Origin of the sequence: Rhodococcus jostii NBRC 16295 (assembly GCF_001894825.1) — a bacterium.
GTDB classification, from domain to species: Bacteria; Actinomycetota; Actinomycetes; order Mycobacteriales; family Mycobacteriaceae; genus Rhodococcus_F; species Rhodococcus_F jostii.
The window spans coordinates 1-20,280 of the sequence record NZ_BCWY01000096.1 but is presented as its reverse complement, the minus strand read 5'-3'; the positions used below and the strand labels follow the sequence as shown (position 1 = coordinate 20,280).

The following is a 20,280-nucleotide window of genomic DNA, read 5'->3' as shown; positions in this document are numbered from 1 at the left end:
GCTGTCACACGGACAGGCAGCTCGGTCCGAGTAGCGCCTTCAGGTCGCCCATCAACGCCGACGACGGCTCCACCCGGAGCACGTCGTCCACCTTCCACAAGGTGACCTCGGTGCCGCCGATCAACCGCACGTGTACGTCCGAGGTTCCCGGGTGCCGCGTGAGCACCTGCCGCAAAGCACCGAGCTTGTCCTTGGTGCACTGACGCAGCGGCAGACTGACCGCCAGCGGCTTCGCGACGCCCACCGCCGAGAGGTCCGGCACTGCAAGGTCGTTGGCGATGAGTGAGATCCGGTCGTCGCGGATCGACACCCGCGCCTTGACGAGCACGACGGAGTCCTCCGTGACGTCCATCCCGTACACCGAGTACGCCTGCGGGAAGAACAGCACTTCGATACCACCAGTCAGGTCTTCGAGCTGCGCGGACGCCCAGGTGAGACCGTTCTTGTTGATCCGCCGGTTCACCGACGCGAGGATGCCGCCGACGGTGACCTGGGTGCCGTCCTTGATATCCCCCTCGAGGATGGTCGGGATCGCGGTGTCGGACTGCGCCGACAGCACGTGTTCGACGCCGTTGAGCGGGTGCCCGGACACGTACAGCCCCAGCATTTCCCGTTCCAGCGCCAACCGGTGCTTCGAGTCCCACTCCTCCTCGGGAATCTTCACGTTGAACACCGAGGAGATCGTCTCGTCGGCGTCGTCGCCGCCGAACAGGTCGAACTGTCCGATGGCCTCCGCTTTCTTGGTTCCCATCACCGCGTCGATGGCGTCGGCGTGGACGAGCATGAGCCCCTTGCGCGGGTGCCCCAGCGAGTCGAACCCACCCGCCTTGATCAGCGATTCGGTGACCTTCTTGGAGCAGGCGGCTGCGTCGATCTTGTTGAGGTAGTCGGAGAAGTCGACGAACTTGGACTTCTCCTTGCGCGCCTTGATGATCGAGCCCACGACGTTGGCGCCGACGTTGCGGACGGCACCCATGCCGAACCGGATGTCCTCACCGACGGAGGCGAAGTTGACCTCCGACTCGTTGACGTCCGGCGGCAGCACCGTGATCCCCATCCTGCGGCAGTCCGCGAGGTAGATGGCGGCCTTGTCCTTGTCGTCGCCGACCGACGTGAGCAGGCCGGCCATGTACTCGGCCGGATAGTTGGCTTTGAGGTACCCGGTCCAGAACGACACCAGCCCGTACCCGGCGGCGTGCGACTTGTTGAATGCGTACCCGGCGAACGGGAGGATGGTGTCCCACAGTGCCTTGATGGCGGGTTCGGAGAATTCGTTGGCGAGCATGCCCTCGCGGAAACCGGCGTACGCCTCCTCCAGCACCGACAGCTTCTTCTTACCCATGGCTCGACGGAGAATGTCGGCCTGTCCGAGCGAGTACCCGGCCACCTTCTGAGCGATCTGCATGATCTGCTCCTGGTAGACGATCAGGCCGTACGTGTCGGCCAGGATCTCCTTCAGGGGCTCCTCGAGCTCCGGGTGGATGGGTTTGACCTCTTGCCGCCCGTTCTTGCGGTCGGCGTAGTCGTTGTGCGCGTTCATGCCCATCGGACCGGGCCGGTACAGCGCGAGCACCGCCACGATGTCCTCGAACCCGGTGGGCTGCATGCGGCGCAGCAGGTCGCGCATCGCGCTGCCGTCGAGCTGGAACACACCGAGAGTGTCTCCGCGCGACAGCAGTTCGTACGTGGCCGGGTCGTCGAGCGCGAGGGTGTCGAGATCGAGGTCGACACCGCGGTTGGCCTTGATGTTGTCGATCGCGTCGCCGATGACGGTGAGGTTCCGCAGCCCGAGGAAGTCCATCTTCAGCAGGCCGATGGCCTCGCACGACGGGTAGTCCCAGCCGGTGATGATGGCGCCGTCCTGCGCGCGCCTCCACACGGGAATCGCGTCCATCAGCGGTTCGGACGACATGATCACCGCGCACGCGTGGACGCCGGCGTTGCGGATCAGACCCTCGAGTCCCTTGGCCGTCTGATAGATCTTCGCGACGTCCGGGTTGGAATCGATGAGGGCGCGAACCTCCACCGCTTCCTTGTAGCGCTCGTGGTTCGGGTCGGTGATGCCGGACACGGAGATGTCCTTGGCCATGATCGGCGGCGGCAGCGCCTTGGTGATCTGGTCGGCGATCGCGAATCCGGGCTGGCCGAACTGGACTCGGGCGGAGTCCTTGATGGCCGCCTTCGTCTTGATGGTGCCGAACGTGATGACCTGGGCGACACGGTCGCTGCCCCACTTGTCCGTCGCGTAGCGCACCATCTCGCCGCGACGGCGGTCGTCGAAGTCGATGTCGATATCGGGCATCGACACACGCTCGGGGTTCAGGAACCGCTCGAACAGCAGGCCGTGCGGGATGGGGTCGATGTTGGTGATGCCCATCGCGTAGGCGACGAGCGAACCGGCCGCCGAGCCTCGGCCGGGGCCGACCCGGATGCCGACCTCCCGCGCGTGGTTGATGAGGTCGCCGACGACGAGGAAGTAGGCGGGGAAACCCATTTCGAGGATGACGCCGATCTCGTAGTCGGCGCGGGCGAGGTAGTCCTCGGGCGGTCCGTCGGGGAAACGGCGGTCCAGTCCGCGCATGACCTCCCTGCGCAGCCAGGTGCCCTGGGTCTCGCCTTCGGGGACCGGGAAGATCGGCATCCGGTCGTGGTGCGCCCACACGTCGTCGTACGGCTGGACACGCTCGGCGATCAGTAGCGTGTTGTCGCATGCGCCGGGCACCTGGTCGTCCCACAGGGCCCGCATCTCCGCGGCGGACTTCAGGTAGTAGCCGTCGCCGTCGAACTTGAACCGGGTGGGGTCGGAGAGTGTCTTACCGGTCTGGATGCAGAGGAGGGCCTCGTGGTTCTCCGCGGCTTCCTTGGTGACGTAGTGGCAGTCGTTGGTGGCGAGCGGGGGAATCTCCAGCTTCTTGCTGATCTCGAGCAGGCCCTCACGAACCCGTCGCTCGATCGACAGCCCGTGGTCCATCAGCTCGAGGAAGAAGTTGTCCTTGCCCCAGATCTCCTGCCACTTGGCGGCGGCCTCGAGCGCCTCACGGTCGTGGCCGAGCCGCAGCCGGGTCTGGATCTCTCCGGACGGGCAGCCCGTGGTCGCGATGATGCCCTCGTGGTGGGTGGCGATGAGCTCTTCGTCCATGCGCGCCCACTTGCCGAGCTGACCCTCGATCGACGCGAGCGAAGACAGCTTGAACAGGTTCCGCAGGCCGGTGGCGTTCTCCGCCACCATGGTCATGTGGGTGTACGCACCGCTACCGGACACGTCGTCCGACTTCTGGCTGCGGTCGCCCCACAGCACGCGCTTGGTGTTGAAGCGGGACTCCGGCGCGACGTACGCCTCGATGCCGATGATCGGCTTGATGCCCTGATTCTTCGCCACGTTGTAGAACTCGCTGGCGCCGTACATGTTGCCGTGGTCGGTCATGCCCACCGCCGACATCCCCAGTCGCTCGGCCTCTTCGAACAGGGGGCCGACCTTGGCCGCACCGTCGAGCATCGAGTACTCGGTGTGATTGTGCAGATGTACGAACGAGTCAGCCACGTGCGCCTCTCTGAAGGTCTGGGAGCCTCACGAGTGTAGGCCCTCGGACCGACAGCACCGGCCGCCGACGGCGGGTGTCGGAGAAGTCGTGACGCGAGTTACTGAACGGACGCCTGTGACAGGGCGGCCGTCCGCCGCTCGCGCCGGACCCGTACCAGCGCATCGGTACTGAAGATCGCGAGCGCCACCCAGATCAGCGCGAAACCGATCCACCGCGACGCCGGCATGTCCTCGTGGAGAACGGCGACGCCCCACGCCATCTGCAGCGCAGGCGTCAGGTACTGCAGCATGCCGAGTGTGCGCAACGGCACCCGCTGCGCCGCCGCCCCGAACAGCAGCAGCGGCAGCGCGGTGACCGGCCCTGCGGCCATCAGCAGCAGCGTGTGCCCGAGTCCGAACCCGAGGAACGTCCCTGTCCCGGTGAGCGCGAGGAACACGAGGTAACCGATCGCGATGGGCGCGGCGACGATTCCCTCGGCGGTCAGGCTGGTCCGCGGATCGAGTGGCATCACCTTCTTGCACAGGCCGTACAGCGCGAACGACGCGGCGAGGGTGAGTGCGATGTAGGGCGGATGCCCGTAGTCGACGGTGATCACGATCACCGCGACGGCGGCGAGTGCGAGGGCCACGATCTGGGCGGGGACGAGTCGTTCCCGGAAGATCACGACGCCGAGCAGCACGCTCACCAACGGGTTGATGAAGTAGCCGAGCGCGGTCTCGACCACCCGGTCCGACGTGACCCCGTAAATGTAGGTGCCCCAGTTCACCGCGATGGCCGTCGACGCGGCGGCGACCAGCAGCCAGGTGCGCACACTCAGGCCGCGCAGCGAGCGGAGCCGTCCCGAGACCGCGAGGACCACGAACATGAGCGCGAGCGTCCACACCACCCGGTGCGCGAGGATCTCCACCGACCCCGCCGGGCCGAGCAGTCCGAAGAAGGCCGGGAACGCACCCCACAGCACGTAGGCGCCGACGCCGCACGCGGCGCCCACGGTTTCCGCCTGCCGCGCCTTCACGATCCGCTCCCCGGGACGACGCCGTCGTCGGGCCCGGGTTCGACGGTCAGGGTCTGTTCCGGCAGCAGCGGTCGCACCGCGAACCGCCCGAAGACGGCGTCGGCGCCGAGCGCCTCCACCGCCCGGACGTCCGGGGCCGACTGCAGCGCGGTCAGCGCGTCGTGGTCACCGCGGACGACGACTCCGATCACGCAGGCGCAGTTCCGGGCGAGTTCCGCCGAGGACACCGCCGCGATCTGCGCCTGCCGGTCCGTTTCGCCCGTCATCGCCTGGATCCGTCCGGCGGCCAGGACGTTCGCCCGCGCGAGCGCCGCGTCGCCGGCCGCGACGGACACGGGCACGAGGGGGGTCTGCACCCGGTCCAGGGGAACACGGAACAGGACCTGCGACACACGTGTGCCCGAGGCGAGGTCCCGGACGACGTCCGTGGTCACCGGGCGCGCGAAGGAGACCAGCGCCCAGTGTTCTCGGCGCCCGTCCGCCGCGTCGAGCGACCGGTTCGCCCGAGCGAGGTAGTCGGCCACCAGTTCCCCGTTGTCCGGCCCGAGCGTGTCCGTCGCCACCGGCGCCCGCCGGACGGGATGGAGCAGTCCGAGCACGACCGTCACCACGAGCAAGACGACGGCGGTGAGCACCGTCGGGACAGCGGTACCGCCCGGACGGGGGCTCCTCACCTCAGCTCGCCCGGAGAACCTCGAGAGCGTCCTCGAGATCCTTCGGGTACTTGGACGTGATCTCGACCCACCGCCCGTCGGCGGGATGCGCGAAGCCGAGCGACCGGGCGTGCAGCCACTGACGCTCCAGCCCGAGGCGTTCGGCGAGTCGCGGATCGGCCCCGTACGTGAGGTCGCCGCAGCACGGGTGCCGTAATGCGGCGAAGTGGACGCGGATCTGGTGGGTCCGGCCCGTTTCGAGGTGGATGTCCAGCAGGCTCGCCGCCTGGAACGCCTCGACCGTGTCGTAGTGGGTGATGCTGGGCTTGCCGTCGGCGGTGACGGCGAACTTCCAGTCGTTGCTGCGGTGCCTGCCGATGGGCGCGTCGATCGTCCCGCTGCTCGGATCCGGGTGACCCTGCACCAGCGCGTGGTACCGCTTGTCGATGGTCCGCTGCTTGAACGCGCGCTTGAGCAGGGTGTACGCGCGTTCCGACGTGGCCACCACCATGACACCGGATGTGCCGACGTCCAGGCGGTGCACGATGCCCTGGCGTTCGTGTGCGCCGGACGTCGAGATCCGGAAGCCGGCGGCGGCGAGGCCGCCGATGACCGTCGGACCGGTCCACCCCACGCTGGCGTGGGCGGCGACGCCCACCGGTTTGTCGACGGCGACCACGTCGTCGTCGGCGTACAGGATCTCCATGCCCTCGACGGGCTCGGCCTCGATGGTCAGCGGGCGCGGCGGTTCCGGTAGTTCCACCTCGAGCCACGTTCCGGCGGACAGGCGATCGGATTTGCCCACGGGTGCGCCGTCGACCAGCACCGAACCTTCCTCGGTGAGCTGGGCGACCGCGGTGCGCGACAGACCGAGCAGGCGAGCGAGGCCGGCATCGACCCGCATCGCTTCGAGCCCGTCGGGGACCGGCATCGACCGTGTTTCCCTCACTGCTCTACCCCCTTGCGTGTTCCGTCCGGTTCCAGCCCGATCAGTGTGAGCACGACGAGCAGGATCGCTCCGCACACGATGCCGGAGTCCGCCACGTTGAACACCGGCCACCAGCCGACGGAGACGAAATCGACGACGTGCCCCTGCATCACTCCCGGTGCCCGGAAGAACCGGTCGGCGAGGTTGCCGAGGGCGCCCCCGAGTACCAGTCCGAGCCCGAGGGCCCACCACGGTGACCGCAGTGTGCGACCGATGCGGACGACCCCGATCACCACACCCACGGCGACGAGCGTCAGCAGCCACGTCATGCCGGTGGCCATCGAGAACGCGGCACCGGGGTTGCGGACGAGCCGGAGCGAGACGATGTCGCCGATAAGCCAGACCGGGCGTCCCGGTTCGATGTAGGCGACCGCGAGGATCTTCGTCAGCAGGTCCGTGGCGAGGACGACGCCCGCGATCGCGAACAGCAGCAGCCTGCGCTGATGCCGCGCCGGCCGGGGCGCCGCGGTGCCGGACGTGTCACCGTCGTGCCGGTCGTCGGCGTCGGTCTCGTTCTCTGCCGTGGGGTCTTGACTCACCCGTTCATCATCCACTACGGAGGCAAGCCTCCGTTCACGCGCTCCCGCGGGCACTAACCTGGGGGCGTGCCACTGTTCTCGAAAGCTCTGCGACCCGGATTCTGCCTACTCGCCGTAACCCTCTCCCTGGTCGCTCTGACCGCCGGATGCGGAGGTGACGGCGAATCCTCGGAAGCGAACACCGCAGGGTCCACGTCCACTCCCGCCGAGGTGACCGTTCCGATCTCCGCCACCACCGTCGAACTCGTCCAACCCGGCGAGGAACCACGTGAGGTAATCCAGCGCAGACCACCGGAGGGGGTCTCGCAGCAGGTGCAGTTGACCACCGGCGCGCAGGTGTTCCAGCAGATCGACGATCAGCCCGCTCAGGACTTCTCCTCGCCCGAGATCACCCTCCCCCTCACCGCCGTCGTCGCGCAGGCCACCGAATACACGGACGGCGGCACCACCGTCGACGTCACGCTCGGTGACGTCACCACCCCCGACGAACGTCTCGGCAGCGCCCTCGAGGCCACTGCCGGTTCGGGGGCCGGATTCACGGTCGCCCCCTCCGGCGCGATCACCGCGCTGCGACTGCGTCCGGACGCCGAAGCCCAGGACATCGCGCGTTCCGCGATCGAGCAGGCGTTCTATCAGGCCGTGTACCGCACAGTCCCGTTCCCGGCGGAACCCGTCGGTGTGGGCGCCCAGTGGACGATCCACCAGCAGGTGATGAGCGGCATCGCCCTCGACCAGACCACCGTCGCCACCCTGACGGCCCGGGACGGCAACCGCCTGACCGTCGACTACACCATCGATCAGAAGCCGAAGTCACCCGTGTGGGAACTCCCCGGCGAGGCTGGCACGCTGAACGTCGACCAGTACGTGATGCAGGGCTCGGGCACGATGACCGTCGATCTCGGCCTGCCTCTCCCGGTGGACGGGAACGTGACCGTGGGCGGTGACCAGCAGTACAGCGACCCCGACGGTGCCACCCGCCTGCACCAGACCACGTCGAACTCCGTCCGGTGGGTTTCCTGATGCGGCGCGGATCCGCCGCCGCCTCCTGTTCCCTGCTCGCTGTGCTCGCGCTGTCCGGGTGCTCGTCGGACGCGTCCGGCGACGCCGGTGCCACCACGTCGCTTTCACCGCTCGGACCGGCGGTGACCGCGGCGCCGGACGCGGCGGGCACACCCTTCGCCGATCAGGCCGCGCTGAAGGGGGCACTCCTGGACGTCGGCGACCTTCCCGTCGGGTTCACCCCGGCGCCCGATCCCGAGGACGATCTGGGGCTGCCGCCGGCGTCGGAGTCGGCGGACTCCGACAAGTCGAGCACTGATCCCGCGGCGTGCAGCGCGGTGCTGTCGCCCGTCGCGGATCAGCACACGGGCGCGGTGGCGTCGGCGTCCGGCTGGTTCACCGGCCCGAACTTCGCGACCATCGACCAGGACGCGGCGAGCTACGGCACGGGCGCCGACGCGTCCCAGGCGTTCACGGCGGTGCAGGACCGTCTCGCGGGGTGCACCGAGTACTCCGGCACCGACGCGGACGGCGTGCAGGTGCAGTACCGGGTCGGTGGCCGCGAGCAGCAGCCCGCGGGTGACGCCTCGGTGGCGTTCCGGCTCGTCACCACCAGCGAGGGCGTCAGCCTCGTCTCCGACGTCGTGGTGGCGGTCGTCGGGAGCACCGTCACACAGCTGGTCGCGACGGGTCAGGAACCGATCGACGCCGGCGTGCTGAACGACCTGACGAGCACCGCCGTGACGAAGCTCGCGCCCGCATCTACCGGCTGAACCGAGCACCCGGAACAACAGATGCCGGCGCCCCCGAGGGGACGCCGGCATCTGTGTAGAACAGTGCGATCGGTCAGGACCGCGTTGTTCAGCCCGGAATCAGGCCGGGCACGCAGGCGAGGTCAGCTGCGCGAGCGACACGATCTGGCATGCGGTGATCTTCGACAGCTTCCACGTTCCGTTCTCGCCGGGAACGAAGATGGCCGGAACGCCACCCTGCTGGACCTGGCCGTTGACGGTCAGCTGCAGCTGGCCGCTGGCGGTGCCGTCACCGTTGTCGATGACCGGGTCCAGAACGGTGACCTCGGCGTTGTTGGCCTTGGCGGCGGCGGCGACCTGGTTGATGAGCTGCGGATCCTGCTCCGAGCCCTCGACCATCGCGGACTTGACCTCGAGCGGCGTGGCCGGATCGAGTCCCTGCACCAGAAGCGCGTTGAGATCGGCCGCGGTGGGCACCTCGATGGCTTCCGAGGTCTCGGCAGCTGCGGAAGTCGTCGTCGTGGTCTTGGTCGCCGTGTCGCTCTCGTCGGAGCCACACGCGGACATCGTGAGGGCTGCGGCGATTGCTACTCCGGCAACCGTGATCTTACGAAGCTTCAACTCAATAACCTCTTCATTCTCGGTATTCGTTCTCGGACGATCTGAGCATCTATCGCTACCCGGGCCAACATTACCCAAGGGTAAGCATCAGCGCCCGAGGCTACCTTCTCGTGGAGCCGGTCTCCACTCCCTCGTCCGGGCGGTGGGTCCGGTCACTCGAGCGAGCCTTCCACATCGGCCCGTTCGAGTTGCACGTCGTCCTCCTTGAAGGTCCGCGCCTTCCCCGGACCCGTTGTGCGCGTTTCGAATCGGACCGTCACCACGCCGTGCCCGGCCCCCTGCACCCAGCCGTGGCCGAAGTCGGGGTGCGTCACGTCGAGACCGGGATGCCACCGGGTGTCGATCGCCCGCGCGGGGGCGGGAACGGGCGCGGAGAGGCCGTCGTCGGCGCCCGCCTCCGTGATCTTCGACTCCTGATAGCCCGGGACGTCCAGGTCCAGTTCGGGAAACAGCGAGCCCTGGCGGACGGTCGACAGTCCGGCGAATCCCACCCCCACCAGTCGTACCGGCCCGAGTTCGAGCGGATCGATCACCTGACGCTGCGCCGCCGCGACGAGGATCTGACGGTCGAGTGTCGCGTACGGCAGTGTGACCGAACGCGTCACGATGCTCATGTCCGCCTTCTTCAGCTTCAGCACCACCGTCCGCGCGGCGCGGCCGTCCTTCTGCAAGCGCACAAACGCGGACGCGGCGCTCGATTCGACCGCGCCCCGCAGTTCGGCCATCGTGACGATGTCGGTGGCGAAAGTCGTCTCGGCACTGACCTGTTTGGACTCGGCGCGCTCGGCCACCGGCCGGTTGTCGATGCCCTGCGCCAGCCGGTGCAGGCCCGGTCCGACCGTGGTGCCCAGAATGGACGCCACCTCCGATTCGGGAGTCCGCGCGAAACCGCCGATGGTCTCGATGCCGAGCCGCTTCAGTTTCTCCTCCGCGACGGGGCCTATCCCCCACAGCTTCCGGACCGGCAGCCCGTCCAGCAGCTCCCGCTGCTCCTCCGGCGGAATTACCGTGATCCCGTCGGGTTTGGCGAGACCGGACGCGATCTTGGCCACCTGTTTTCCCGACCCGGCCCCGATGGACGCGACCAGTCCGGTCTGTTCGAGAACGAGGGCGCGCAGGCCTTCGCAATAGCGTTGCACTGTGGCCGCATCCGCCCCGGCCAGTTCGGTGGGTTCGCCGAACGCCTCGTCCATGGACAGTTGCTCGAGCACCGGCATCGGGCCGCGGAGGGCGTCGAACACGGACTTGCTCAGCATGCCGTAGAGGCGTCCCCGCGGCGGCAGCACCACCGCGCCGGGACCGACCAGCCTGCGGGCCTGATGCATCGGCATCGCCGACCGCGCGCCGAACACGCGCGCCTCGTAACTGGCTCCGGCGACGACGCCGCGCCCGCCGAGACCGCCGACCAGAACCGGGCGGCCACGGAGCGTCGGCCGGGTGAGCTGCTCGACCGACGCGAAGAACGCGTCCATGTCGAGGTGCAACACCCACCGACGGCTCACCCCGTGCAAAATACCCGCCCGGTCCGACAGGTCATGCCTTGGCGATCGCCGCCCGCACACCCTCGCCGAGTTCGACGGCGTCGCCCGGCGCGTCGGCCAGTTCCAGCTCGACGGCCAGGATCTCGCCCGCGATCAACTCGCGGTGCGCGAGGGCCCAGTCCCGCCGTTCCGCCGGAACGTCGAGGACGACGGTGATCCGATCGGACACCTCGAGCCCCGCCGCGCGGCGCGCGTCCTGCAACTCGCGGATACGGTCCTTCGCCCACCCCTCGGCCTCGAGTTCCTCGGTAACCGCCGAGTCCAGGACGACCAGACCGGCACCGTCGGGCAGAGCCGCCGTCGACTCCGGTTCGGCCGCCACGAGCCGCTGCGTGTACTCCTCCGGCAGCAACTCGATTCCGGCCGCGACGACGACACCGTCCGCATTCTCCGACCAGTCACCGGCCTTCACGGCCTTGATGACGGTCTGCACGTCCTTGCCGAGGCGCGGTCCCGCGGCCCGTGCGTTGACGACGAGTTCGAACCGGCCGTGCGCGTCCACGTCCGTGGTGAGGTCGACCTTCTTGACGTTGACCTCGTCGGCGATGAGACCGAGGTACGGGCGCAGCCGCTCCGCGTCGTCGGAGGCCACGGTCACCTCGGGCAGCGGCAGCCGCACCCGGAGGTTCTGCGCCTTGCGGAGTCCGAGGACGGTCGAGCACACCGACCGGACCTCGTCCATCGCCGACACCAACTCCACATCCGCCGGCAACTCCTTCTGGGCAGGCCAGTCCGCGAGATGCACGGACCGTCCGCCGGTGAGCCCCCGCCAGATCACCTCACTGATCAGCGGCAGCAGCGGAGCGGCGAGCCGGGTGACCACCTCGAGCACGGTGTGCAGCGTGTCGACCGCGTCGGTGTCCTCGTCCCAGAACCGCGAACGCGACCGTCGCACATACCAGTTCGTCAGGGCGTCGCAGAACGTGCGCAGTTCGTCACAGGCTCCGGCGATGTCGTTCGTCTCGAGCGCCTCGGTGATGACGTCCCGGGTTCCGGCCAGCTTCGCGAGGATGTACCGGTCCAGGACGTTCGTCGAGTCTGTGCGCCACGTGCCGGACGTCGGCGCGTACAGCTGCAGGAAGCTCCACGCGTTCCACAGCGGCAGGATCGCCTGCCGCACGCCGTCGCGGATGCCCTGCTCAGTGACGACCAGATTGCCGCCGCGCAGGATGGGCGAGGACATGAGGAACCACCTCATGGCGTCGGAGCCGTCACGGTCGAACACCTCGTTGACGTCCGGGTAGTTGCCCTTGGACTTACTCATCTTCAGTCCGTCGTCACCCAGCACGATGCCGTGCGCCGCCACCGTCTTGAATGCCGGCCTGTCGAACAGCGCCGTCGCGAGCACGTGCAGGTTGTAGAACCAGCCACGGGTCTGCCCGTTGTACTCGACGATGAAGTCGCCCGGGAAATGGCTGTCGAACCAGTCCTGGTTCTCGAAGGGGTAGTGCACCTGAGCAAACGGCATCGACCCCGACTCGAACCAGCAGTCGAGGACCTCGGGCACGCGCCGCATCGTCGACTTCCCGGTCGGGTCGTCCGGGTTGGGGCGCACCAGTTCGTCGATCATCGGGCGGTGCAGATCGGTCGGTCGCACGCCGAAGTCGCGCTCGAGTTCGTCGAGCGAGCCGTACACGTCGGTGCGCGGGTAGGCCGGATCGTCGGACACCCACACCGGAATCGGGCTGCCCCAGTACCGGTTGCGGCTGATGTTCCAGTCGCGGGCACCTTCGAGCCACTTGCCGAACTGGCCGTCGCGGATGTGCTCGGGCACCCAGGTGATGCCCTTGTTCAGCTCCACCATGCGGTCGCGGAACTCGGTGACCGCGACGAACCACGACGGGACCGCCATGTAGATCAGCGGCTGACCGCTGCGCCAACTGTGCGGGTACGAGTGCTCGATCGTCTCGTGCCGCAGCAACTTTCCAGCAGCCTTGAGGTCCTTGATGATGACCGGGTTCGCGTCGAACACCTGCAGACCCTCGTACGGCGGGACCAGCGCGGTGAACTTGCCGCCCGCGTCGAGCGGCTGCACGATCTCGATCCCGTTCGCCGCGCAGTACTCCATGTCCTCCTCACCGAAAGCCGGTGCGAGGTGGACGATTCCGGTGCCGGACTCGGTGGTGACGTAGTCGGCGGAGAGGACGCGGTGCGCGTTCTCGTGACCGACGAAGAAATCGAACGGAGGGTCGTAGCGGAGACCGACGAGATCCACACCCTTGTGCTCGGACAGCACCTCGGGCGAGTCGCCGAGTTCGCGGGCGTAGTGCCCCAGCCGATCCTTGGCGAGCACGTAACGCTTCCCGTCGGCGCCCGTCACCTGGACGTAGTCGATGTCCGGATGCACGGCGACGGCGAGGTTGGACGGCAGCGTCCACGGCGTGGTGGTCCAGATGATCGCATTGGCGCCGTCGAGAGGACCTTCACCGTGCAGCGGCATGTCGACGGTGACGGCGGGATCCTGGCGCATCTTGTACGCGTCGTCGAGCTTGGACTCCTGATTCGACAGCGGAGTCTGCTCGTACCAGCTGTACGGCAGCACCCGGAAACCCTGGTAGACGAGTCCCTTGTCCCACAATTGTTTGAACGCCCACATGACCGACTCCATGAAGTCGAGGTCGAGCGTCTTGTAGTCGTTGTCGAAGTCGACCCACCGGGCCTGACGGGTGACGTAGTCGCGCCACTCCTCGGTGTATCGCAGCACCGACTGACGGCAGTGGTCGTTGAACCGGGCGATGCCCATCTCGTTGATGTCGCCGGTCTTGATACCGAGCTGCTTCTCCGCCTCGAGTTCGGCGGGAAGTCCGTGGGTGTCCCAGCCGAACCGGCGCTCGACCTTCTTGCCGCGCATCGTCTGGAACCGCGGGATCAGGTCCTTGACGTACCCCGTGAGGAGGTGCCCGTAGTGTGGGAGGCCGTTTGCGAACGGCGGCCCGTCGTAGAACACGAATTCGGGGGCGTCGTCGCGCTGGGAGACCGATGCCCGGAAGGTGTCGTCCTCGTCCCAACCGGCCAGCACTCGCTGCTCGATCTCGGGGAACCGGACGCCGACATCCTGTGCGACGCCGTAGTCGACCTTGGGGTAGGACTCGTTAGTGCTGGTGTCGGTCACCGCGATCTCCTCGTGCCTGACGTACTCGGCACGGGGACGACGGAGACGCCTCGTGCGTCACCACCGCGGTACCACCCCGCTTGCGCCCCGGAAGGCGCCTCTCGGTGCCGGGCTGTGACGGGCCCACCCGTTCGGTTCTACTGAGCCGGCATACCGGCCGTTCTTCCGAAGGCTCCCCGGTGATGGCCGGATCTACGCCGCAAGAACTTGGTCACTGCATTATTCGCTGAATGCAGTCTAGTCGCCACCGCCGGACGACAGGTCAGTCGGCCTCGTCGGAACCGGGTGTCGGGCCGGTGTCCGGTCCGGAATTGCGTTCGCCGGGGACGCCGCTCGCGGGCTGCCCCGGCACCACCGCCGCCTTCTTACCGGCGAGGGCACTGACGAGCAGCAGGACCGCTCCGGCGACGCACACTGCGATGCATCCCCAGGCCCAGACGACCGAACCGGTCATCAGAGCCACCACCAGGAGAGCGAATCCCACCGCTGCAAGAGCGAGTGTCACGACCAGCACGGCTCAACCTCTATCCGGGCCGCTGGCTGGGCAACTACCGCGCGCTCAGTCAGCTATTGCCCTTGGCGTAGGACTGGCTGTAATTGGACTGCGATCCACCCTGCGCGAACGAATCCTGACCGCCGTCCACCGGAACTGCGGATCCCCGCTGCTCCAGTTCCTCGAGCTGCGACTCCAAGTACGACTTCAGGCGCACACGGTATTCGCGCTCGAACGTCTTGAGCTGCTCGATACGACCCTCCAGAACGGAACGCTGCTGGTTGATCGTCGCCATGATCTCGGTGTGCTTCTTCTCCGCGTCCGCCTGCAGCGCGTCGGCCTTTTCCTTGGCCTGGCGCAGCTGGGTCTCGGAACGGGTCTGAGCGTCGGTGATCAGTGCTTCCGACTTCTGGCGAGCGTCCGCGACCATCGTCTCGGAACGCGTCCGTGCATCGCTGACCAGCTGCTCGGAGTTGGTGCGCGCATTGCCGAGCAGCTGCTCGGACTCGGTCTTCGCGTCGCTCGTGAGGCGGTCCGCCATTTCCTGGGCGAGGCCCAGAACCTTGGCTGCCTGCATGTGCGCGTCGGCGCCCTGTGCGGGTGCAGCTGCCACGGCGGCGGGAGCCGGTGCGGGAGCAGGAGCCTTGGGCTGCTCGACGACGCGGGCCGGCTCCGCCTTGGGAGCCGGAGTCGGTGCTGCGGACCCGGAGCGTGGAGCCTTCTTCGCATCGGCGAGCTCCTTGTCGAGCTCCCCCACTCGCTGCCGAAGGTCGGCGTTCTCCTCGATCAGGCGCGACAACTCTTGCTCGACGAGGTCGAGAAACGCATCGACTTCGTCTTCGTTGTAGCCCCGCTTACCGATCGGTGGCTTGCTGAACGCGACATTGTGCACATCAGCGGGAGTCAGCGGCATGGAAGGATCCCTTCACGCGTCATTTGGCGGTCTAGCAAGCATTCAGTTACAGCGCAGTCTACGTAACGGTGAAACAAGACTGGATCAATGGGGCCCATTCTGTCACACCAGCCCTGTAGCTCGCGCTTGTCCCTGAACGATCGACATCAGTATGAAGACGATGAACAGCAAGACCATGATGGATAGATCCAACCGCACCCCACCGAGATTGATCGGGGGGATCAACCGCCGCAGCAGTTTGACCGGTGGATCGGTGACCGTAAAAATCGCCTCGAGAATAACGACCACGACGCCGGTCGGCCGCCAGTCTCGTGCGAAGGTCCGTACGAACTCGACAATGATTCTGCCGATGAGTAGCAGCCAAAACACAAACAGTATCAAGTAGATCACCGAGAACAAGGCCACACCTTCACTCTGCCTGAGAATGTCCGGTCGATCAAAACGAGCCGCGTGGCCAGGGCATTTTCCGCCACAGCCGCCGCGGCCCGCGTCGTTCCGGACGTTCGGATCCCGATGGTCGTTTCCCCCGCTCCCCGGTCTACTTCTGGCTGTAGAAGCCGGTCTCCGCGATCCGGCGACGCTCCTCGGCGGACACATCGATGTCTGCGGGTGAGAGCAAGAACACCTTCGTGGCCACCTTGTCGAACGACCCGCGCAGCGCGAACGCGAGCCCCGCAGCGAAATCCACGAGCCGCTTGGCGTCGGCGTTGCTCATCTCGACCAGGTCCATGATGACGGGGGTGCCGTCGCGGAACCGCTCGCCGATGGTGCGGGCCTCACCGTAGTCGCGGGGCCGGAGGGTGGTGATCTTGGACAGGGGGCCCCCTTCGTCGAAGAGAGGTCCGCGCCGACTCTCCACCCGCTCTGATCGGGTGTCGACGGCGAGCGCGCCGCGGGTGCTGCCGCGCACCGCACCGCTCGCGCTCGGCCGGGCCGACCGCACGGCCACCGGTTCGACCCTGGACGAGTGCCGCGGGGCGTCGTAACGGTCGAAGTCGTCGTCGAGGTCGTCCCGGCGACCGGGAGCGTAGGCAGCCTTACTGAAGGCCGGTTCGGCGAAGTCACGGTCGTCGCGGTCGTGATACGGGTCGCGTCCACCGTCGCGCGCGGGTCGAGCAGGCCGGCGCGCAGGTTCCGGCTCGTCCAGGTACTCGTCCTCGTAGTCGTCGAGGGGAACCATGCCGAAGTAAGCCTTGAACTTGTGCAGACTGCTCATTGATCGACCTTCCTTGGCGCGGCGGACAGGATCCAACTGCGACCGGTCGCAGCGGTGGACGGGTTGGCGATCACCTGGGCGATCTATTTCGAGGTTATAGGCCTCGAACCCAACACCGCGGTTCCGACACGCACGCACGTGGACCCGTGTCGGACAGCGTGCTCGAGATCATTCGTCATGCCCGCCGAGAGTTCCGTCGCATCCGGATGTTCGCGCCGCAGTCGTGCGTGTATGTTCTGCAACTCCTCGAACGCCGCGTCGGGGTCGGCATCGATCGGCGGCACTGCCATCAGCCCGCGGTATTCGAGCCCCGGCGACGACTGCACCTGCGCGGCAAGGTGTTCGAGGTCGGCGATCGCCGCACCGCCGCGGTGCGGATCCCCGTCCAGGCTGACCTGCAGGAGCACCCGCAGTGGATCGGACCGCTCCCCCGCGTCGAGGGCCGCGGTCGCCGCCCGCCCGAGTGCTCCGACGAGTCGTTCGCTGTCCACTGAGTGGATGGCATACGCCCAGTGCGCGATGGCCTTCGCCTTGTTGCGCTGCAGGTGCCCGATCATGTGCCACCGCACCGACGGGTCGGTGACCGCGGCGCGGAACGCCTCGATCTTCGCGGTGGCCTCCTGCTCCCGCGACTCCCCGAACTCGCGGCAGCCGAGGTCGTACAGGATCCGTGCGTCCGATTCGGGGAAGAACTTGGTGACGGGAAGAAGCGACACCTCCGAGGGGTCGCGCCCGGCGTCCCGGCACGCCGCGTCGAGCCGTTCACGCACGGCTCCGAGCGCAGCCTCGATCTCCCCGACCCTGCTCATCGTCTCCACTCCCACACTGAATCCCTCGCCGCCGCCGGCGGCAGTCATATCTGCGCCGCCGCCGGCGGCAGTCGTCTACTCTCCGTCCTGCCCAGTATCCATCCAGATCACCGCCGCGAGCCGACCGGTCGGGGCCTGCCGGCGATGACTGAACAGTGTCTGGTCCTCGATGGTGCAGCGCGGGTCCTCCGCGACTCCCACGACGCCCGCGTCGAGCAGTTGCTTCCGCAGACCTGCGCGCAGATCGAGACCGGGCGTGCCCTTGACGGTGCGGGTGGCGCTGCCGGGAAGGAACTTCTCGACGTCCGCCTGCATTGCCGCGGGAACCTCGTACTGGCGGCCGCTCGCCGCAGGCCCCAGGAAGGCGCCGATCCGGTCGATCTGCGCACCTTGCTCGACCATCACGTCGAGCACCCGGGGAACGATGCCGATGCGGGCGCCGATCCGGCCGGCGTGGACGGCGGCGATCACACCGGCCTCGTCGTCGGAGAGCAGCACCGGCACGCAGTCGGCGCTGAGCGTCGCGAGGGCGAGCCCCGGAACGGTCGTCACCAGGGCGTCCGTGGCCGGCACCACCGCGTCGGTCGGACCGTCGACCACCGTCACGTTGCGACTGTGGATCTGCTCCATCCAGATCAGGTGGTCGAAGGGCACCCCGATCTTGTCCGCCAGCCGGCGCCGGTTCGCCTCCACCGCAGCCGGGTCGTCGCCCACGTGGTCACCGAGGTTGAACGTGTCGTACGGCGCGGCGGAGTTCCCTCCCGCGCGGGTGGTGACGACCCGGCGAACCCGGAAATCGGGCGCGGCCGGCGAACTCAACGACGCATGAAGGAGGGCACGTCGACTTCGTCTTCACCCTCCTCGTCGGACACCGGCACCGCGCGGGACTGACCGTTTCCCGGAAGCGGCGGCAGACTGCTCGGGCTCTGGTGGGAGCTGATCGTCTCGCGGGTCACCGACATCGGCTCGTTGCCCTGCTGCTCGGACTGTCCCACCTCGCCTGCCCGTCCGGCGCCGATGGCGCTGCGTCCGGCAGCACCCGACTCGACCGGACGACGGGCCGGGGCGCCGCCGTCGAATCCGGCGGCGATGACGGTGACCCGCACCTCGTCGCCGAGCGAATCGTCGATCACGGTGCCGAAGATGATGTTGGCGTCGATGTGGGCGGCTTCCTGCACCAGCGACGCAGCCTCGTTGATCTCGAACAGGCCGAGGTCGCTGCCACCGGCGATCGACAGCAGCACGCCGCGCGCACCCTCCATCGACGCCTCGAGCAGCGGGGAGTTGATCGCCGATTCCGCGGCCTTGATGGCCCGGCCCTCGCCGCGCGAGGATCCGATTCCCATCAGCGCGCTACCGGCGCCGGACATGACGCCTTTGACGTCGGCGAAGTCGACGTTGATCAGACCGGGGGTGGTGATGAGGTCGGTGATGCCCTGGACACCGTTGAGCAGGACCTCGTCGGCGCTGCGGAACGCATCCATGAGGCTGACCGCGGCGTCGCCGAGCTGCAGGAGGCGGTCGTTCGGGATCACGATGAGGGTGTCGCAGGATTCGCGCAGCGACTGGATGCCGGTGTCGGCCTGGCCGCCGCGGCGCTTGCCCTCGAAGGAGAAGGGCCGCGTGACGACGCCGACGGTGAGGGCACCGAGCTTGCGCGCGATACTCGCGACGACCGGTGCGCCACCGGTACCCGTGCCGCCGCCCTCACCTGCGGTCACGAACACCATGTCGGCGCCCTTGAGGACTTCCTCGATCTCGTCCTTGTGGTCTTCTGCGGCCTTGCGGCCGACTTCGGGATCCGCGCCGGCCCCGAGCCCGCGGGTGAGTTCCCGGCCGACGTCGAGCTTGACGTCGGCGTCACTCATCAGCAGCGCTTGCGCGTCGGTGTTGACGGCAATGAACTCGACTCCCTTGAGTCCCTGCTCGATCATCCGGTTGACTGCGTTCACGCCGCCGCCGCCGATGCCGACGACCTTTATTACGGCGAGGTAGTTGTGCGGGGGCGTCATCGGCTCTCGCCTTCCATGAGTGTGTATCACGCTTTCGTACAAATCAGCCGGGCCTGAACCCTCAACTTCAACCATAGGGTTACGGTTATGTCAAGTGCTGCTCGACTAGAGCGAAACGCTATGCACCGGCATGGTGATACGCCATTAGGCGCGCCGAGACGCGCCGAGTTATTTGACGAACTCCCCCGCATCCGTTTCGGATCCGCGTCACAGCCACTCACCGCACCGTCGGCAGGTCGGGACTGGACACGTCGTACGTCTGCCCGGGCTGCGTGAGCAGCGGCAGCGTGACGGCAGCCTTGCGCTCGGACTTCTCGGTTCCGCCCCACACCACGATCCGGCCGTCGAGCAGCGTCACCGAGATGTCCGAAATCGACTTCGCGGCAACCTGTCCCACCTGCCCGCGCAGCTGCGGCGGCATCGACTCCAGCACCTCGATGGCCGCCTCCGTCGACGGGTCGCCCCACCCGGGGTCCTCCGTCACCAGGAGCGGAACCCCGGGCGGCGGCGGCGCGATCTCGTAGTCGACGGCCTCGGCGTCGAGGAGGTGGGTGCCGCCGGGGGTGTCGATGAACACGACGGGCACGCGCTCGGTGACCGTGACGCGGATGGTGGACGGGTACACCCGCTGCACCCGCGCGGACGCCACCTTCGGGATCGCCGCGACCCGCTGAGCCGCGCCCTCGGTGTCGACACGCAGCAGCGGCTGCCCCTGAGGCACCGCCAGTGCCAGGCGAATCTGTTCCTCGGAGATCGACGACGCCCCCGAAACGTCCGTCTCGCGCACCGACAGCAGCGGCGTGAACCACGCGACGACGCCGAGGGCCACCACCACGACCAGTCCGACGACGCCCATCACGGCCGGGCGGCGGTACCACGGACGCCGCGGCGTCGCCGCCGCGGCGGACTTCCGTGCCGCCGAAGCGGATTCGCGGGCACGACCGGTTCCGGGGTCGGTGGCGGTCGAGGTACGGCGACGCGCCGAGGTTCGCTCACCCGGGTTCGCGCGGGTGCCGGACGCCTGCCCGGGCCGCGGACTGCGCTGGGTGTCGCGGCGGACAGGGCGGTCCGGCCG

General features: G+C 67.9%; 18 protein-coding genes. 2 read left to right on the top strand and 16 right to left on the bottom strand.

The genetic code is table 11. The features are described from left to right. Positions 1–4 precede the first annotated feature (4 nt). The 5 genes from dnaE to lspA form a co-directional block, all read right to left on the bottom strand. The gene (gene dnaE / locus RJ1_RS37475) at positions 5–3,541 is read right to left on the bottom strand and encodes a DNA polymerase III subunit alpha (protein ID WP_073368309.1); all 3,537 of its coding nucleotides are present in this window, start codon (positions 3,539–3,541) and stop codon (positions 5–7) included. Positions 3,542–3,639: 98 nt separating this feature from the next. After that, the gene (rarD, locus tag RJ1_RS37470; RefSeq protein WP_073368307.1) at positions 3,640–4,557 is read right to left on the bottom strand and encodes an EamA family transporter RarD; all 918 of its coding nucleotides are present in this window, start codon (positions 4,555–4,557) and stop codon (positions 3,640–3,642) included. After that, complete coding sequence (locus tag RJ1_RS37465) at positions 4,554–5,231, bottom strand: hypothetical protein (protein WP_073368304.1); 678 nt, start codon at positions 5,229–5,231, stop codon at positions 4,554–4,556. Before RJ1_RS37465 ends, rarD begins: the two co-directional genes overlap by 4 nt. Before the next feature lies 1 nt (position 5,232). Then, positions 5,233–6,159: an RluA family pseudouridine synthase gene (locus RJ1_RS37460; RefSeq protein WP_037226659.1), complete on the bottom strand. Its 927-nt coding sequence runs from the start codon at positions 6,157–6,159 to the stop codon at positions 5,233–5,235. Continuing rightward, positions 6,156–6,752: a signal peptidase II gene (gene lspA / locus RJ1_RS37455; protein ID WP_174695067.1), complete on the bottom strand. Its 597-nt coding sequence runs from the start codon at positions 6,750–6,752 to the stop codon at positions 6,156–6,158. The genes RJ1_RS37460 and lspA overlap by 4 nt, the downstream gene beginning before the upstream one ends. 51 nt (positions 6,753–6,803) lie before the next feature. Between lspA and RJ1_RS37450 the strand changes: the two genes are divergently transcribed. Together RJ1_RS37450 and RJ1_RS37445 are read left to right on the top strand one after the other, a co-directional pair. Continuing rightward, positions 6,804–7,757: a hypothetical protein gene (locus RJ1_RS37450; RefSeq protein WP_073368300.1), complete on the top strand. Its 954-nt coding sequence runs from the start codon at positions 6,804–6,806 to the stop codon at positions 7,755–7,757. Further along, positions 7,757–8,509 carry a sensor domain-containing protein gene (locus tag RJ1_RS37445; protein ID WP_073368343.1) on the top strand — a complete coding sequence of 251 codons (753 nt, stop codon included), beginning with the start codon at positions 7,757–7,759 and terminating at the stop codon, positions 8,507–8,509. The genes RJ1_RS37450 and RJ1_RS37445 overlap by 1 nt, the downstream gene beginning before the upstream one ends. Positions 8,510–8,608: 99 nt before the next feature. On the opposite strand, the gene RJ1_RS37440 is transcribed toward RJ1_RS37445, so the two are convergent. From RJ1_RS37440 to RJ1_RS37390, 11 genes are all read right to left on the bottom strand, one after another. Further along, positions 8,609–9,109 carry a WKL family lipoprotein gene (locus RJ1_RS37440; RefSeq protein ID WP_073368297.1) on the bottom strand — a complete coding sequence of 167 codons (501 nt, stop codon included), beginning with the start codon at positions 9,107–9,109 and terminating at the stop codon, positions 8,609–8,611. A 152-nt stretch (positions 9,110–9,261) separates the two neighbouring features. Further along, complete coding sequence (locus RJ1_RS37435; RefSeq protein WP_439958220.1) at positions 9,262–10,581, bottom strand: DNA polymerase IV; 1,320 nt, start codon at positions 10,579–10,581, stop codon at positions 9,262–9,264. Between the two features lie 61 nt (positions 10,582–10,642). Further along, a complete protein-coding gene (gene ileS / locus RJ1_RS37430) occupies positions 10,643–13,762 on the bottom strand; it encodes an isoleucine--tRNA ligase (RefSeq protein ID WP_073368294.1) in 3,120 nt (1,039 codons plus the stop codon). Positions 13,763–14,024: 262 nt separating this feature from the next. Next, positions 14,025–14,276 carry a hypothetical protein gene (locus RJ1_RS37425; protein ID WP_073368292.1) on the bottom strand — a complete coding sequence of 84 codons (252 nt, stop codon included), beginning with the start codon at positions 14,274–14,276 and terminating at the stop codon, positions 14,025–14,027. Between the two features lie 49 nt (positions 14,277–14,325). Then, the gene (gene wag31, locus RJ1_RS37420) at positions 14,326–15,168 is read right to left on the bottom strand and encodes a DivIVA-like cell division protein Wag31 (RefSeq protein WP_073368289.1); all 843 of its coding nucleotides are present in this window, start codon (positions 15,166–15,168) and stop codon (positions 14,326–14,328) included. A 102-nt stretch (positions 15,169–15,270) separates the two neighbouring features. After that, positions 15,271–15,573 (bottom strand): YggT family protein, encoded by a 303-nt coding sequence (locus tag RJ1_RS37415; protein ID WP_005247609.1) that lies wholly within the window; start codon positions 15,571–15,573, stop codon positions 15,271–15,273. A 133-nt stretch (positions 15,574–15,706) separates the two neighbouring features. Further along, entirely contained in the window at positions 15,707–16,384 is a 678-nt protein-coding gene (locus tag RJ1_RS37410; protein ID WP_073368287.1) for a cell division protein SepF, read from the bottom strand. A gap of 83 nt (positions 16,385–16,467) precedes the next feature. Beyond that, on the bottom strand, positions 16,468–17,241 hold the full coding sequence (locus RJ1_RS37405) for a YggS family pyridoxal phosphate-dependent enzyme (protein ID WP_378382260.1): 774 nt from the start codon (positions 17,239–17,241) through the stop codon (positions 16,468–16,470). 27 nt (positions 17,242–17,268) lie between these two features. Beyond that, a complete protein-coding gene (gene pgeF, locus RJ1_RS37400; RefSeq protein WP_073368284.1) occupies positions 17,269–18,012 on the bottom strand; it encodes a peptidoglycan editing factor PgeF in 744 nt (247 codons plus the stop codon). Continuing rightward, positions 18,009–19,205, bottom strand: coding sequence for a cell division protein FtsZ (gene ftsZ / locus RJ1_RS37395; protein WP_073368281.1), 1,197 nt, complete (start codon positions 19,203–19,205; stop codon positions 18,009–18,011). The genes pgeF and ftsZ overlap by 4 nt, the downstream gene beginning before the upstream one ends. 217 nt (positions 19,206–19,422) lie before the next feature. Further along, the coding region (locus RJ1_RS37390) for a cell division protein FtsQ/DivIB (RefSeq protein ID WP_255284936.1) at positions 19,423–20,280 on the bottom strand (858 nt) is incomplete at its 5' end.